General features: G+C 58.0%; 12 protein-coding genes. 10 read left to right on the plus strand and 2 right to left on the minus strand.

Annotated elements, in window-relative coordinates; all coding sequences use genetic code 11:
* Nucleotides 1–83: 83 nt before the first annotated feature.
* Nucleotides 84–1,475, plus strand: coding sequence for an aldehyde dehydrogenase family protein (locus K5K95_RS28720; protein ID WP_222587221.1), 1,392 nt, complete (start codon nucleotides 84–86; stop codon nucleotides 1,473–1,475).
* Between the two features lie 47 nt (nucleotides 1,476–1,522).
* Here K5K95_RS28720 and K5K95_RS28725 read toward each other — a convergent pair whose 3' ends face one another.
* Complete coding sequence (locus K5K95_RS28725; protein ID WP_222587222.1) at nucleotides 1,523–1,894, minus strand: nuclear transport factor 2 family protein; 372 nt, start codon at nucleotides 1,892–1,894, stop codon at nucleotides 1,523–1,525.
* A gap of 111 nt (nucleotides 1,895–2,005) precedes the next feature.
* Here K5K95_RS28725 and K5K95_RS28730 point away from each other — a divergent pair, with 111 nt between their 5' ends.
* Entirely contained in the window at nucleotides 2,006–2,668 is a 663-nt protein-coding gene (locus K5K95_RS28730) for a glutathione S-transferase family protein (RefSeq protein ID WP_222587223.1), read from the plus strand.
* A gap of 5 nt (nucleotides 2,669–2,673) precedes the next feature.
* On the opposite strand, the gene K5K95_RS28735 is transcribed toward K5K95_RS28730, so the two are convergent.
* On the minus strand, nucleotides 2,674–3,618 hold the full coding sequence (locus K5K95_RS28735) for an aldo/keto reductase (RefSeq protein WP_222587224.1): 945 nt from the start codon (nucleotides 3,616–3,618) through the stop codon (nucleotides 2,674–2,676).
* Between the two features lie 74 nt (nucleotides 3,619–3,692).
* Here K5K95_RS28735 and K5K95_RS28740 point away from each other — a divergent pair, with 74 nt between their 5' ends.
* From K5K95_RS28740 to K5K95_RS28775, 8 genes are all read left to right on the plus strand, one after another.
* Nucleotides 3,693–4,481, plus strand: a complete 789-nt coding sequence (locus K5K95_RS28740; protein WP_222587225.1) for an alpha/beta hydrolase — start codon at nucleotides 3,693–3,695, stop codon at nucleotides 4,479–4,481.
* Between the two features lie 139 nt (nucleotides 4,482–4,620).
* Nucleotides 4,621–5,520, plus strand: a complete 900-nt coding sequence (locus tag K5K95_RS28745) for a bestrophin family protein (RefSeq protein WP_222587226.1) — start codon at nucleotides 4,621–4,623, stop codon at nucleotides 5,518–5,520.
* 676 nt (nucleotides 5,521–6,196) lie between these two features.
* Nucleotides 6,197–6,733 carry a transcription/translation regulatory transformer protein RfaH gene (gene rfaH / locus K5K95_RS28750; protein WP_222587227.1) on the plus strand — a complete coding sequence of 179 codons (537 nt, stop codon included), beginning with the start codon at nucleotides 6,197–6,199 and terminating at the stop codon, nucleotides 6,731–6,733.
* Nucleotides 6,734–6,760: 27 nt separating this feature from the next.
* Nucleotides 6,761–7,921, plus strand: a complete 1,161-nt coding sequence (locus K5K95_RS28755; protein WP_222587228.1) for an outer membrane beta-barrel protein — start codon at nucleotides 6,761–6,763, stop codon at nucleotides 7,919–7,921.
* 12 nt (nucleotides 7,922–7,933) lie between these two features.
* On the plus strand, nucleotides 7,934–8,467 hold the full coding sequence (locus tag K5K95_RS28760; protein WP_222587229.1) for a polysaccharide biosynthesis/export family protein: 534 nt from the start codon (nucleotides 7,934–7,936) through the stop codon (nucleotides 8,465–8,467).
* Nucleotides 8,468–8,469: 2 nt separating this feature from the next.
* Nucleotides 8,470–10,785, plus strand: a complete 2,316-nt coding sequence (locus tag K5K95_RS28765) for a GumC family protein (protein ID WP_222587230.1) — start codon at nucleotides 8,470–8,472, stop codon at nucleotides 10,783–10,785.
* Between the two features lie 143 nt (nucleotides 10,786–10,928).
* Complete coding sequence (locus K5K95_RS28770; protein ID WP_222587231.1) at nucleotides 10,929–12,320, plus strand: undecaprenyl-phosphate glucose phosphotransferase; 1,392 nt, start codon at nucleotides 10,929–10,931, stop codon at nucleotides 12,318–12,320.
* Between the two features lie 58 nt (nucleotides 12,321–12,378).
* Nucleotides 12,379–13,083 (plus strand): WecB/TagA/CpsF family glycosyltransferase, encoded by a 705-nt coding sequence (locus K5K95_RS28775; protein ID WP_222587232.1) that lies wholly within the window; start codon nucleotides 12,379–12,381, stop codon nucleotides 13,081–13,083.
* Nucleotide 13,084: the final 1 nt, after the last annotated feature.

A 13,084-nucleotide genomic window follows, 5' to 3' on the forward strand; every position in this document is an offset into this window, starting at 1 on the left:
AACGATATGCTCAGTATTATTCAGTTTCCAGAAAATTAACACCGCCGTAATCTGAGCCCATCCCCACCTCGCAGGACGGTGCCATGACCAACGTTTCCAGCCTTACCCATGCCATTTCGATCAACCCCGCCAATGGCGAGCAGATTGGTCACTACGCTTTTGAGTCCGATTCGGCGCTGCAAGCCGCACTGGCACGTGCTGCGACCGGATTCCGTGCCTGGCGCAGCAAGCCGGTGGCGCAACGCGCGCAGCTGTTGATCGTGCTGGCCAAGGCCTTGCGCGACAACTCGGCAGCCATGGCCAACATGATCACCCTGGAAATGGGCAAGCCGATCACCCAGGCCCGTGGCGAAATCGAAAAATGCGCGCAGCTTTGCGAGTGGTACGCCGAACACGGCCCGGCGATGCTCAGCGCCGAACCGACGCTGGTTGAAGGTGGCAAAGCGCGCATTGAATACCGCCCGCTCGGCCCGATTCTCGCGGTGATGCCGTGGAACTTCCCGATCTGGCAGGTCCTGCGCGGCGCCGTTCCAGCGTTGATCGCTGGTAACACCTACGTGCTCAAGCATGCACCCAACGTGATGGGCAGCGCCTATTTGCTGCTTGAATCCTTCAGGCAAGCCGACTTCCCTGAAGGTGTGTTCGAAGTCATCAACGTCACGCCAGAAGGTGTTTCCACCGCGATCAAAGACACGCGCATCGCTGCGGTCACCCTCACCGGCAGCGTGCGCGCCGGCATGGCCATCGGCGCACAGGCCGGTGCGGCATTGAAAAAATGCGTCCTGGAGCTCGGCGGTTCCGACCCGTTCATCGTGCTCAACGATGCCGACCTCGACGAAGCGGTCAAAGCCGCCGTGATTGGTCGCTATCAGAACACCGGGCAAGTCTGCGCGGCAGCCAAGCGCCTGATTGTCGAGCAAGGCATCGTCGAGGAATTCACACGCAAGTTCGTCGAAGCGACCGGCAAACTGGTGGTCGGTGATCCGCTGGCGAGCGAGACTTACATCGGTCCGATGGCTCGCTTTGATCTGCGTGATGAACTCGATCAACAAGTACGTGACACCCTGGAAGAAGGCGCGACGTTGTTGATGGGTGGCAAGAAGGCGGAAGGCCCGGGCAACTTCTACGAGCCGACGGTCTTTGCAAACGTCACCGATCAGATGACCTCGTTCAAGCAGGAACTGTTTGGCCCGGTGGCTTCGATCATCACCGCACGCGATGCAGCCCATGCGCTGGAACTGGCGAACGACAGTGAGTTCGGCCTCGCCGCGACGATCTACACGCGCAATGTCGAACTGGCCGAGCAAATGACCAGCGAACTGGAAACCGGTGGCGTGTTCATCAATGGCTACTGCGCCAGTGATCCACGCGTGACCTTTGGCGGCGTGAAGAAAAGTGGTTTCGGTCGTGAGTTGTCGCACTTCGGCGTTCGCGAGTTCTGCAACGCGCAGACCGTGTGGCTGGACCGCCGCTGATCGCCTCCGCTTGCCTGGGTGTCTTTCAACACCCAGGCAACTGCGCTTTATTCGTTGAGGTAATACACCTTGTTGACGATCATCCAGCGCTCCCTGATCTTCAGTAACGACAGATAATCCGTGAACCGCATGCCGAGATAGTCATCAATGACTTTCACGGCGGCGGCATCGCCCGTTACATCAACGCTAACGGTTTGCCAGAACGGATTGACGTCCTTGGCTGCCGGTCCCTCGGCCTTGATCGCGTTGATAAAGTCATTCAACGGCAACCATTCCAGTTCATTGTGATAATGACCAATGATGCGACAGTCGGGATGAAACGCCTGCCGCAGCAGCACTTCGTCGGCGAATACCATCCCTTCCACGTAATTGCGCACCACAATGCTGATGAGCTCTTTGTCCAGCGTTTGAGCCGTCATGACACACCTCCAGCGAACTCATGCCACCTGAAAAGTCTAGCACCGCGTTTCAGTCAACCACCGGGGCGGCGACTATGCTGTTGAAGGCCAACTCTGCGGGAGGATTTGAAGATGTCATTGACGCTTTACTACCATCCGTTGTCGTCGTACTGCCACAAGGTGCTGATCGCGCTGTATGAAAACGCTACCGACTTCGACAGGCGAATCATCGAGCTGGGGGACGTGGCGCAGCGAGCAGAGCTTCAGGCGCTGTGGCCGCTCGGCAAGTTCCCGGTCATCCACGACGCCGCTCGCCAGCGAACGATGCCAGAATCCACCATCATCATCGAATACCTGGACCGGTTTTTCCCGGGCGCCAACGCGCTGATTCCCGGCGATTGGGACAGCGCATTGGAGGTTCGATTGTGGGACCGGTTTTTCGACAACCATGTTCAAGGGCCGATGCATCAGATTGTCCTTGATCGCCTGCGCTCTGGCCACGGTGATCTGACCAGGGAACGCGCGGCGCTGGACACCGCGTACGGCATTCTCGAACATCAGATGGCCTCTCGGATATGGGCGGCCAGCGCGGATTTCAGCCTCGCTGATTGCGCGGCGGCCCCGGCCTTGTTCTATGCCAGCACACTCCAGCCGTTCCACGACGAACATCATCACCTGCAGGCTTATTTCGAGCGGCTGATGGCGCGGCCGTCAGTGCGGCGAGTCCTCGACGAAGCCAAGCCCTACTTCTCGATGTTTCCGTTCGCCGAGGCCATCCCGGAGCGGTTTCGCTAGCGCACTCATTTAACGATATCGATCAATTGCTCACGCTGCGCCCCGGTCAGCATCGGCCCGAAACCGGCACCGGCATTGTCGGCCATGTAGCGCGGGTTGCCGGTGCCGGGAATCACGCAGGTCACCGCCGGGTGGGCCAGGAGGAACTTCAGCGCCATTTGCGGCCAACTGTTGACCCTGACATCCGCCGCCCAACGCGGTAACGGTTTGTCCTGCAAGCGGGTGAGCAAGCCACCGCCGCCGAACGGCCGATTACAGATCACCGCCACGCCACGCTCGCGGCACAGGGGCAGGATGCGCTTTTCGACGCCGCGATCATCCAGGGCATAGTTGATCTGCAAAAAATCCAGCGGCTCGGCCTTGAGCACCGCTTCCACCTCGTCATACGCCGACGCGGTGTAATGGGTGATGCCGATGTAGCGGATGCGCCCTGCTTTCTTCCATTCGCGCAAGGTCGGCAGATGAGTTTGCCAGTCCAGCAGGTTGTGGATCTGCATCAGGTCGATACGATCGGTTTGCAGCAGCTTGAAGGACTGTTCCATCTGCGCGATGCCTTCTTCACGGCCACGGGTCCAGACCTTGGTGGCCAGAAAGGCCGGCGAGCGCGGCTGATGGATCGACAGCAATTCACCGGTGGTCTGTTCGGCGCGACCGTACATGGGCGAGCTATCGATGAGCGTCCCACCCTTCTCGAACAACGCGCGCAGCACGGCAGGCAGTTGTTTGTAAGCCGCACTGGAAGGCTCGACATCAAACCCGCGATACGTCCCCAACCCGACGATGGGCAATGGCTCGTTGCTGGAAGGTATGGGCCGGGTCAGCATGTTCATGCCTCCTGTTTCCGTCGACGGCGCAGATGCTGCAAAGGCCGGATCGAAGGTGAAAACCGCCGAAGCACCGGCAACCAGCCTGAGCAGTTGTCGACGCGTGTACCCATCAGTGTGGCTCATGGAATGGCCCTCTACCGATGAACTAGACTCTGGCTCCGATCCAGTGGATTGCATCCCTCAGCCCAGAGCCGTCAATGTTGCCCACTAAAGTTAGCCGAATGCCACGAATCCTGATGCTCATCGTCGTCATCCTGGCAGCGTTGTACCTGACGCTTTGTGCGGCACTGTTCCTGTTTCAGCGCTCGCTGATCTACTACCCGCGGCCCAGCGCTATCCAGACGCCGGAGTCGGTTCTGATGCTGGCGGTCGACGATGCCCAGGTTCAGGTGTCCGTCAGGCCGCACGACGGGCCCAAGGCGTTGATCTATTTCGGCGGCAATGCCGAGGATGTGTCGCGCAACCTGCCCGAATTTGCGAAGGCGTTTCCAGACCACGCGATCTACTTGCTGAACTATCGAGGTTTCGGTGCAAGCTCCGGCTCGCCGTCCGAAGAGGCGATCCAGCGTGATGCCATGACCCTGTTTGACAAGGTCTACGACAGCCACCCGCAAATCGCCGTGGTGGGTCGTAGCCTCGGATCAGGCGTCGCCGTGCGCCTCGCCAGTCAACGCCCGGCTTCAAGCATGATTCTGATTACGCCCTACAACAGCCTGGAAGACCTCGCCGTGCGCCAGTTCCCGTGGTTGCCGGTGAGGTGGCTGCTACAGGAACGGTTTGAATCATGGCGGTACGCGGCGCACATCACGATACCGACGCTGTTGATCGTGGCCGAACAGGACGAAGTCATACCGCGCGCCAGCACCGAACAGCTCTACACCCACTTCGCCAAAGGCGTGGCCACGCTGCAGGTCATCCGTGGTGTAGGCCACAACTCAATCTCCGAGAGTCCCGAATACTTGCCGTTGCTGGGCACCGGGCTGTGATGACAAACGATGCGGTGATAGACCCCATCGATCATTCGGTCATAAACAGTGATTGGACGGCCGGCCCCCTTGCTCTTAGCCTGCGCCCGACCGGCTATCAACTATCTGGATCACACGTATTTTCCGTAGGCAGGACACCATGATCGTCAGACCCAAACCGAACTTCCTCAACATCATGAGTGCGATCAAGGGCTCGATCGCCAAACGGATTGCCCTGCGCTGCCTGATGGTGACGCTGCTCGCGTCAGTGATCGTGCTGGTCGAGACCTTGCACCCCAGCTACTTCTCCAAGGTCAGCGCGACACCGTTCACGCTGCTGGGCCTGTCGCTCTCGATCTTCATGAGTTTTCGCAATAACGCCTGTTATGACCGCTGGTACGAAGGCCGCAAAGCCTGGGGTGACGTGATGGTCGCCATCCGCTCGATGATCCGCGAAACCCGGATCATCCAGGACGCAAACGAGCGTCGCACACTCCTTCGTCACCTGTGCGGGTTCGCCCACGCGCTCAACGCGAAACTGCGTCTGGAAAACGAACTCGCGGCCAGTGGCCGCTGGCTCGACGTCGTGCCGGACGACAATACGCCAGACTTCAGCGGACACCTGTTGCAGCAGGTCGGGCAGCAATGTTCGACACTCAGCGAGTCAGGAGTGATCAACGAATGGCGCTACACCATCATGAGCAATCACCTGACTCACCTGACCCAGGCGCAGGCCACTTGCGAACGCATCAAACACACGCCGCTGCCGTTCGCCTATACCTTGTTGCTGCACCGAACCAGCTACCTGTTCTGCTTCCTGCTGCCCTTCGCGATGGCCGAGCCCCTGGGCTGGCTGACACCGATTTTCACCGCGATTGTCAGCTACACCTTTTTCGGACTGGATGCGATTGGCGACGAGCTGGAGGACCCGTTTGGACGCGATGAAAATGACCTGCCAATCGATGCCATTGTGCGCACTATCGAGCGGGAGATTCTTGCGGCACTGGGAGAAAACCCGCTGCCTCCGGTGCTCAAGCCAGTGGATTTTGTGTTGGGGTGACAACACCTGACGGCAGCGCCAATACCACGCCACGTATTACAATATGGCAAGTTTGATTCTCAATTACAGTAACGCTTATAGACCTGTTCCTTATTAAGCCCGCTCATTAGTTATATCGCCGCGATAGCAGAGGTTGAACTTTATCCCAAGCCCCATTGTTGGGGCATTGCAACGCGCAATTTAGCCATGCACGACTATTAATAGTTTAAAAAGTTTAAGCCGCCCGACGGAATAAAATTCCCTATAGAAAACAATCAATTAAGCACTACCGAATTCACTATTGGATAAAAGGCATGTTTTTTGGCGAGGAACGTTTGACAGGGCGCCAAGACTGGTCGATAACTACACGGGTCCATTAGAACAGGGCGCGAGCGCATATTACTCGTTTCTCACTGTTTCCGGACAACTTGAAAATGACTTGTCTTCAGGCCCTTGTAAGGACCGTGCGGTAGCTTTGCCAACGGCAGATTGCCACCTCCCTACACCCAATATGCCATCTCACATATATCCCAATTATTACCTCACTGTTACAGGGACGCAACAGAGCCTGATTCACTATTGATACACGCTCAAGTAAACCACATAAAAATTATAATACTGTCCAACTCAACACTTTCCGGGACGCCAAAAGAGCCACTGCCTGTCTAAACTTTCGATAATTACGGAGTTTACCAGCATGTCTGCAATCAGTTGCGAACGTTCCGCCTGGTACCTGCTGCAATGCAAACCTCACCAGGATGAACGAGCCCGTATCAACCTGATTCAACAGAACTTTGTCGTGTTCCATCCTCAGCTGATAAGTGATCGCCTCATTCGCGGCAAACAACAGCGCGTGCGTGAATCTCTTTTCCCCGGTTATCTGTTCATCCATCTTGGCGGCAACGACAATTGGGCGCCCATACGCTCCACTCGCGGCGTCAGTCGTATCGTCGAATTCAATCATGGTCCCGCGACGGTGTCCGAGAACGTCATCGAGCACCTGCGTGCGCGCTGTTTCGAATCCTCGATTCCCCATGATGCCCCGCCGTTGACGCCCGGGGACCACCTGCAAATAGTCCGTGGACCGCTGTCGACACTTGAGGGCATTTTCATCGCTGCGCATGGGGCCGAGCGCGTGATGATCCTGATGCAATTTCTGAATCGCGAGCAGCCTATCTGTGTGCCATTAGGTGACCTCGAACGCCAGCACACCTCGTTGCAGCTCAATATTTGACTGATTGATTATTCCAGGAGCCATCACATGGCCTTGAAATCACGTTGCCTTATTGCACTGATCATGGCCTCGCTGTACCCCTCAATGGCCTGGAGCATTCGCCCGGCGCCGATCGATCTATACGGGTTGGACTTCACACCGACCTTCATGCTTTCAGAAAGTTATGACGATAATTTCCGGGAGCTGGAAAGCAACAAGCAATCATCCATGATCACCCAGTTGCTGCCCTCCTTCGAGCTCAAGGCCGAAGATCGCAACAGCGCCACGCGATTAATCTGGCAACCCTCCCGGCATATTTACCACGACGAACCGGATGCCTCGTACACGGCTCAACGGGTGCGGGCGGAAAGCATTATGGAGTTCACTGACAGGCACCGACTGAAACTTGAAGCCGACTACCACAAATACCAGCGCACGGAATCAACCGCCGTCGAAGGCGTCAACGACAAGCTCAACAACAAACTCGTCGGCGGCCTCTACACCTACGGTGCCAAGAGCGCTGACAATCAGATCGATTTCGGCGCCAATTACGATGAACTTCGCTACGACAATGCCGACGGCGTCAATGACGACAAGGAGCGCAATACCACCGGACTGACCAGCACCTGGTATCACCGCATCGGCAGCAACACCCGCAGCCTGCTGGAATACGATCACACCCGTTTTGATTACCTGCAATCCAACAGTCCGCGCAGCAGTAATTCCGATGCCGTCCTCGCCGGCGCCGTCTGGGACATCACCGCACGAACCACCGGTAAAGTCCGCGTCGGTTATGAGAAAAAGAACTTCGATAGCAGCCAATCCAAAGACCTCGACAACCCCACCTGGCAAATAGACCTGCAATGGAAGCCACGCACTTATTCGACATTCACCTTCGTTGCCCGCCAGGCCCTCGCCGAGGGCGATGATGGCGCCGACGCCGTCAAGTCCACCTTTACCCAGGTCGGTTGGCGCCACGGCTGGACCGAGCGGATCACCACGGTGGCCGAAGCCGGGGTCGGTCGATATGTCTACGAAGGCCAAAATCGCACGGACAACCTTAAGGACTACAACCTGGCCGTGATGTACGCGATGCGCCGCTGGCTGGATATCGAACTCGGTTATCGATTCCGCGATAACAGCTCCGATGCCGACAATCAAAGTTACACCCGCAATGTCGTGCACATCAGCTTCAACATAAGCCTCTAAGAGGGTTTAGACATGAACTCACAGACGCTTGGCTTGTTATTCGCGCTGGCGGTTCTACCCAATACGTATGCGGCAGACCCCGGGACCCAATACAAACTGGCCGCCGGCGATGTCTTGCGCATCACCGTGTTTGGCGAACCGGAGTTGAGCCTGAAAAGAATCCGCCTCAGCGACGCCGGCACGTTTTCCTACCCGTTCCTGGGTGAGATATCCGCGAAGGGCCTGACACCCGGTCAAGTTGAAAAGATCATCGTCGACGGACTTAAACAAGGTTATCTGATCGACCCGAAAGTCAGCTTGAGCCAGATCGAATACCGTTCGTTCTACATCAATGGCGAAGTTCAGAAACCTGGCAGCTACCCCTTCGTTCCGGGCCTGACACTGGAGAAAGCCATTGCCCTGGGCGGCGGCTTGACGGAGCGAGCCTCGATCAAACGCGTGACCATCGTGCGCGGTGATGGCGGCGCCACGCTCACCGACGAAGTCACGCGCAGCACCACGATTGCCCCCGGCGACACCATTTCCATTGCTCAAGGGTTCTTCTGATCATGGACAATAGCCCCAGCACCTACGTCGAACGTCCTCTTCAAACGCATCTGCATCAGCAGAACAGCGAAGACCAGGACACCATTGATCTGCTTAACGTCTGGCGGGTGATCTGGCGCGCCAAATGGAGCATCGGCTGGCTGGTCCTGCTGTGCTGTGCGTTGGCGGCGGTCGTGGTCAGCACTCTTATTACGCCGCAGTACATCGGCAGTACCACCTTGCTGTTCAACGATAAAACGCCGCCGGTGGTGTCCTTCCAGCAGGTCAAGGATTCAGGCAGCACCGCCACCGAATATTTGCAGACCCAACAGGCGCTCCTGCAATCGCGGGACCTTGCCGAACGCGCGGTGAGAAAACTCAACCTGACGACCAACCCGGTCACAGACCCACGTCAGCAGCCGAAATCCTGGTTCAACCCACGCCAATGGCTGGCGGACCTTGAACTTGACCAATGGCTGCCAGGGTTGAGCAAGTTGATACCGGTGAAAAATCCACCCACCGAGGAGGACATTTTCAACGAGGTCACGCAGAACCTCATGCTCCATACCAACGTCAAATTCGTCGGCAAAAGCCAGTTGCTTCAAATCGACGTCGAACTGCCTGACCCGGATCTCGCGGCGGCTGTCGCCAACTCGCTGGCCCAGAGCTTTACCGACAGCCAGCTCGACACCAGCGAGAAGTCATCGCAGACCCTCACGGCCTGGATGAACACACGACTGATCAACCTGCGCGACAACTTGCGTGCAGCCGAGAAAAAGCTTCAGGGCTACCGGGAAGAGCAAGGCCTGGTTGACGTTGGCGGTGTCGCCACGATCAGCGCCAACGAACTGGAAATGACCGGCAATCGCATGGTCGACGCCCGTCGCAACCGTGCCGAAGCAGAGAGCGAATACCGCCAGGCGAAGGCCCTGAGCAATGGCGACCTGAGCCGACTGTCCAGTGTGCCGGCGGTCTTGAGTAACCCGTTGGTCCAGCAATTCCAGGCGGACCGAGCCAAGGCGCAAGCCAAGGTCGATGAGCTGTCGGCACGTTACGGTCCAAAACACCCGAGCCTGATTGCCGCGCAGTCTGATTTGCGTGCCGCCACCACCAGCCTGCAACTGCAGGTGCAACAGGTGGTCGCCGGGATCGAGCGGCAATACCAGCTGGCCACAGCCAGTGAGGCCTCGCTGCGCCAATCCTTCAACAGTAACAAATCGCAGATCCAGGACATTGCCCGCAAGGAATTCCAGTTGCGTGAGTTCCAGCGCGAAGTCGACAGCACCCGCGCGCTGTATGAAACCTTCGTCACTCGCTTGAAGGAAACCGCCGCCACCGCCGACATGGACTCCACCAAAGTGCGCATCGTCGACCCGGCTATTGTGCCGGTGGAAGCGAGCAAACCGCGCAAAACCCTGATTGTCGGGATCGTCGGCTTGCTCGCGGCGATGATCGGTGTCGCGCTGGCATTGCTTCAGGACAAACTGAGCAATACCTTCAAGACCGACGAGTCGATCGAAAGCACGCTTAACATTCCGCTGCTCAGCGTGGTGCCTTTGGTCGTGAAGAAAAGTCGCCGGCAATTGGCGCGGTTGTTCGAAGACAATGACAACCCGCGTTTCTCCGAGACCATTCGCAACCTGCGCACCTGGCTGATGTTGCAAAGCAGTGATATGCCGTCGCAAGTGGTGCTGGTCACCTCGACCGTTGCCGGCGAAGGCAAAAGCACCATCGCCAACAACCTGGCCAGCTCGCTCACCCCGCTGGAGCGGGTGCTGCTGATCGACGCCGACATGCGCCAGCCGACGCTCTCGCTGAATTTCGATTTTCCACCTGAAAGTCCGGGACTGGCCAATGTGATTGCCGGCACTGCCCGACTGGAAGATTGCATCGTTTCGGTGGGCAATCTGGACATGTTGCCGGCCGGAAGCATGACACCTCCCGCTCTGGATCTGTTCGGCGCGCCGCGCCTGCCTTCCCCTGCGGACACCAACGACTCGGCGAATCAGCCGCCGCCGCAGGACCTGCTCAGCTCACCGCGGATGGCACGCATGCTTGAAGTGCTCAAGACGCGTTACCGGCACATCATTATCGACTCACCCCCAGCAGAAATGATCAGCGATGCGTTGTTATTGGCCAGGCATTCGGATGCCGTGATCTATGTGGTCAAGGCCGACAGCACGCCGATCAATCAGGTGCAGAGAAGCATTGCGGTGTTGCAGCAAAGCCACGTTCCGGTATTTGGCGCCGTGCTCAATCAGGTCGATCTGCGCAAGGCACGCAAGTACGGCTACAACCATTCACGCCCGTTCTACAACTACGATTTCGTGCCCAGGTAACTCGATACCACGCTTGTCGCTGCACCTTCCTGCACCCTCAACATCACTTGCATCACCTCCGCCGAGCTTAGGACTACCCGGCGGGAGCCACGCCGTGTCTCCCGATCAGTGCCTTTGGAACATCCTGTCTCGAGGTCAAGCAAATGACACCGCAATACACCCATCACATCGCACACCGCCGAGGCCTGACGTTCTGGCTGCAATGGTTGAGTGCGATGACGCTGACCATCTCGCTGCTGACGCTGCTCGTGTATTGGCGCGTCGGCTCCCTGACCAGCGACTATCGCATTCTGATGATCATGACAGTGCTCGGTTCAGTGCCGGTCTACAGCATGATGCAGGTTTACCACAAGCGTCATGGCCTGCTGGTCGGGCTTGGCCGATTACTCGCTGCCTGGTTGATCCTGCTGGCGATTCTGGCGGCCATCGCGTTCATTACCCAGACCAGCGCGATTTTCTCACGCCAGGTCATCATCGTCTGGATGGTGCTGGGCTTTGTGGTGCAGGCCGCGAGTTTTCTGCCCCTGCACTGCCTCGCCCGATTGCATTCGCGGATGATGTGCAACGAGCGTCGCTCAGTGATCATCGGCACCTGTCCGACCGCCCATGAGCTGGCGAAAAAACTCAACAGGCCGAACCGCGCGCTGGTGCTGGGATTCATCGCCGCCGCCGATGACAGCGGCCCGGCACCCAGCATTCTGCCGCTGTTGGGTCGCGTCGACGCGATCCGCGAGATCATCACGCGCCTGAACGTGCGCCGCGTCTACATCGTGCTCAACATGGCGCATGCCGCCACCATCGAAGCGCTCTACATCGACCTGCTGGACATGAACGTCGACGTGGTGTGGATCCCGGATTTCAGCAGCATGGTGCTGCTCAATCATTCGATCTCGGAAATCGAGCGAATGCCGGCCATTTACCTCAACGAGAGCCTGATCAGCTCGCATCCTGCCAGCCTGTTTTGCAAGGACCTGTTCGAGCGCAGCCTGGCCGCCACGGCCATTATCGTGCTCAGCCCGTTGCTGTTGGCCGTAGCGATTGCCGTCAAGCTGACCTCCCCGGGTCCCGTGCTGTTCAAGCAGAGTCGCCACGGCTGCAACGGTGAAGTGATCAAGGTCTGGAAGTTTCGTTCGATGCGCCAGCACGATGATAGCGAAGTACGCCAGGCCACCCGTGACGATGATCGCGTCACTCCGCTCGGGCGCTTTCTGCGCCGCAGTTCCATCGACGAACTGCCGCAGCTGTTCAATGTGCTGTTCGGCCAGATGGCCCTGGTCGGCCCCCGCCCACATGCCGTCACCCACAACATTTACTACACCGGCAAAGTGCGCGCCTACATGGCCCGTCATCGCCTCAAGCCGGGGATTACCGGGCTGGCCCAGATCACCGGGCATCGAGGCGAAACCGAAACAGTGGAAAAGATGCAGCTGCGCGTCGCCCAGGACCTCAACTACATCAATCAGTGGTCGCTGTGGCTGGACATCAAGATCCTCATCAAGACCCCCTTCACGTTGTTCTCCAAAAACATCTACTGACGCCCCGACCCGTCGTAAATCCGTGTCACCTCCCCGTTGATCTGAATGGAGTCGCTCCATGATCAGGCTGCAAATAGTCAGGCATTACTCACCGAAGTTACTGGACGCCAACCAGGCCTATTCCTTCATTAACTTTGCCTCCATCGGCAGTTTGTTCGAACAGCCCCCCAGCACTGTCGCGTTTTTTTGCGACGGCATGCTGATGTCGACATTCATGTCCCGCGTGACGGGTACGACGGTCGGACGGGTCAGCTTCGACTTCACCTCGATTGCCGACCGCGTCCTGGGCAGCGCCGAGCAACAGGGCAAGCGCGTGTACTTCGTTGGCGCCCGGCAGGCTGAACTGGAACTGTTCATCGGCAAGATCAAGCTGCTCTACCCCGGACTGGCCATCGCCGGTTATCACCATGGCTACTTCACCCCGGACCAGGCCGCAGGCATCCGCGCCGACATCTGCCGTAGCCAGGCGAACATCCTGATCGTTGGCCTGGGAGCCGGACTGCAAGAACAGTTCGAGCAAGAGGCGTTGCGTGCCGGTTTCAGGGGGGTCGCCTTTACCTGCGGCGGCTTCATTCGCCAGGAAGCGTTGGCCACGCGTAACTATTACCCAGCCGTGATCAATCGCCTGCACCTGCGCGCGTTTTATCGCATGTATCGCGAGCCCCATACGATCAAACGCTACCTCGTCGACTATCCCGGCAATTTTCTGCAGCTGCTGGCGATGATCCTTCAGCGCAAAGTCGCTATCAGCGTTGGGGAATGAC

Origin of the sequence: Pseudomonas sp. DR48 (genome assembly GCF_019823085.1) — a bacterium.
GTDB lineage: Bacteria > Pseudomonadota > Gammaproteobacteria > Pseudomonadales > Pseudomonadaceae > Aquipseudomonas.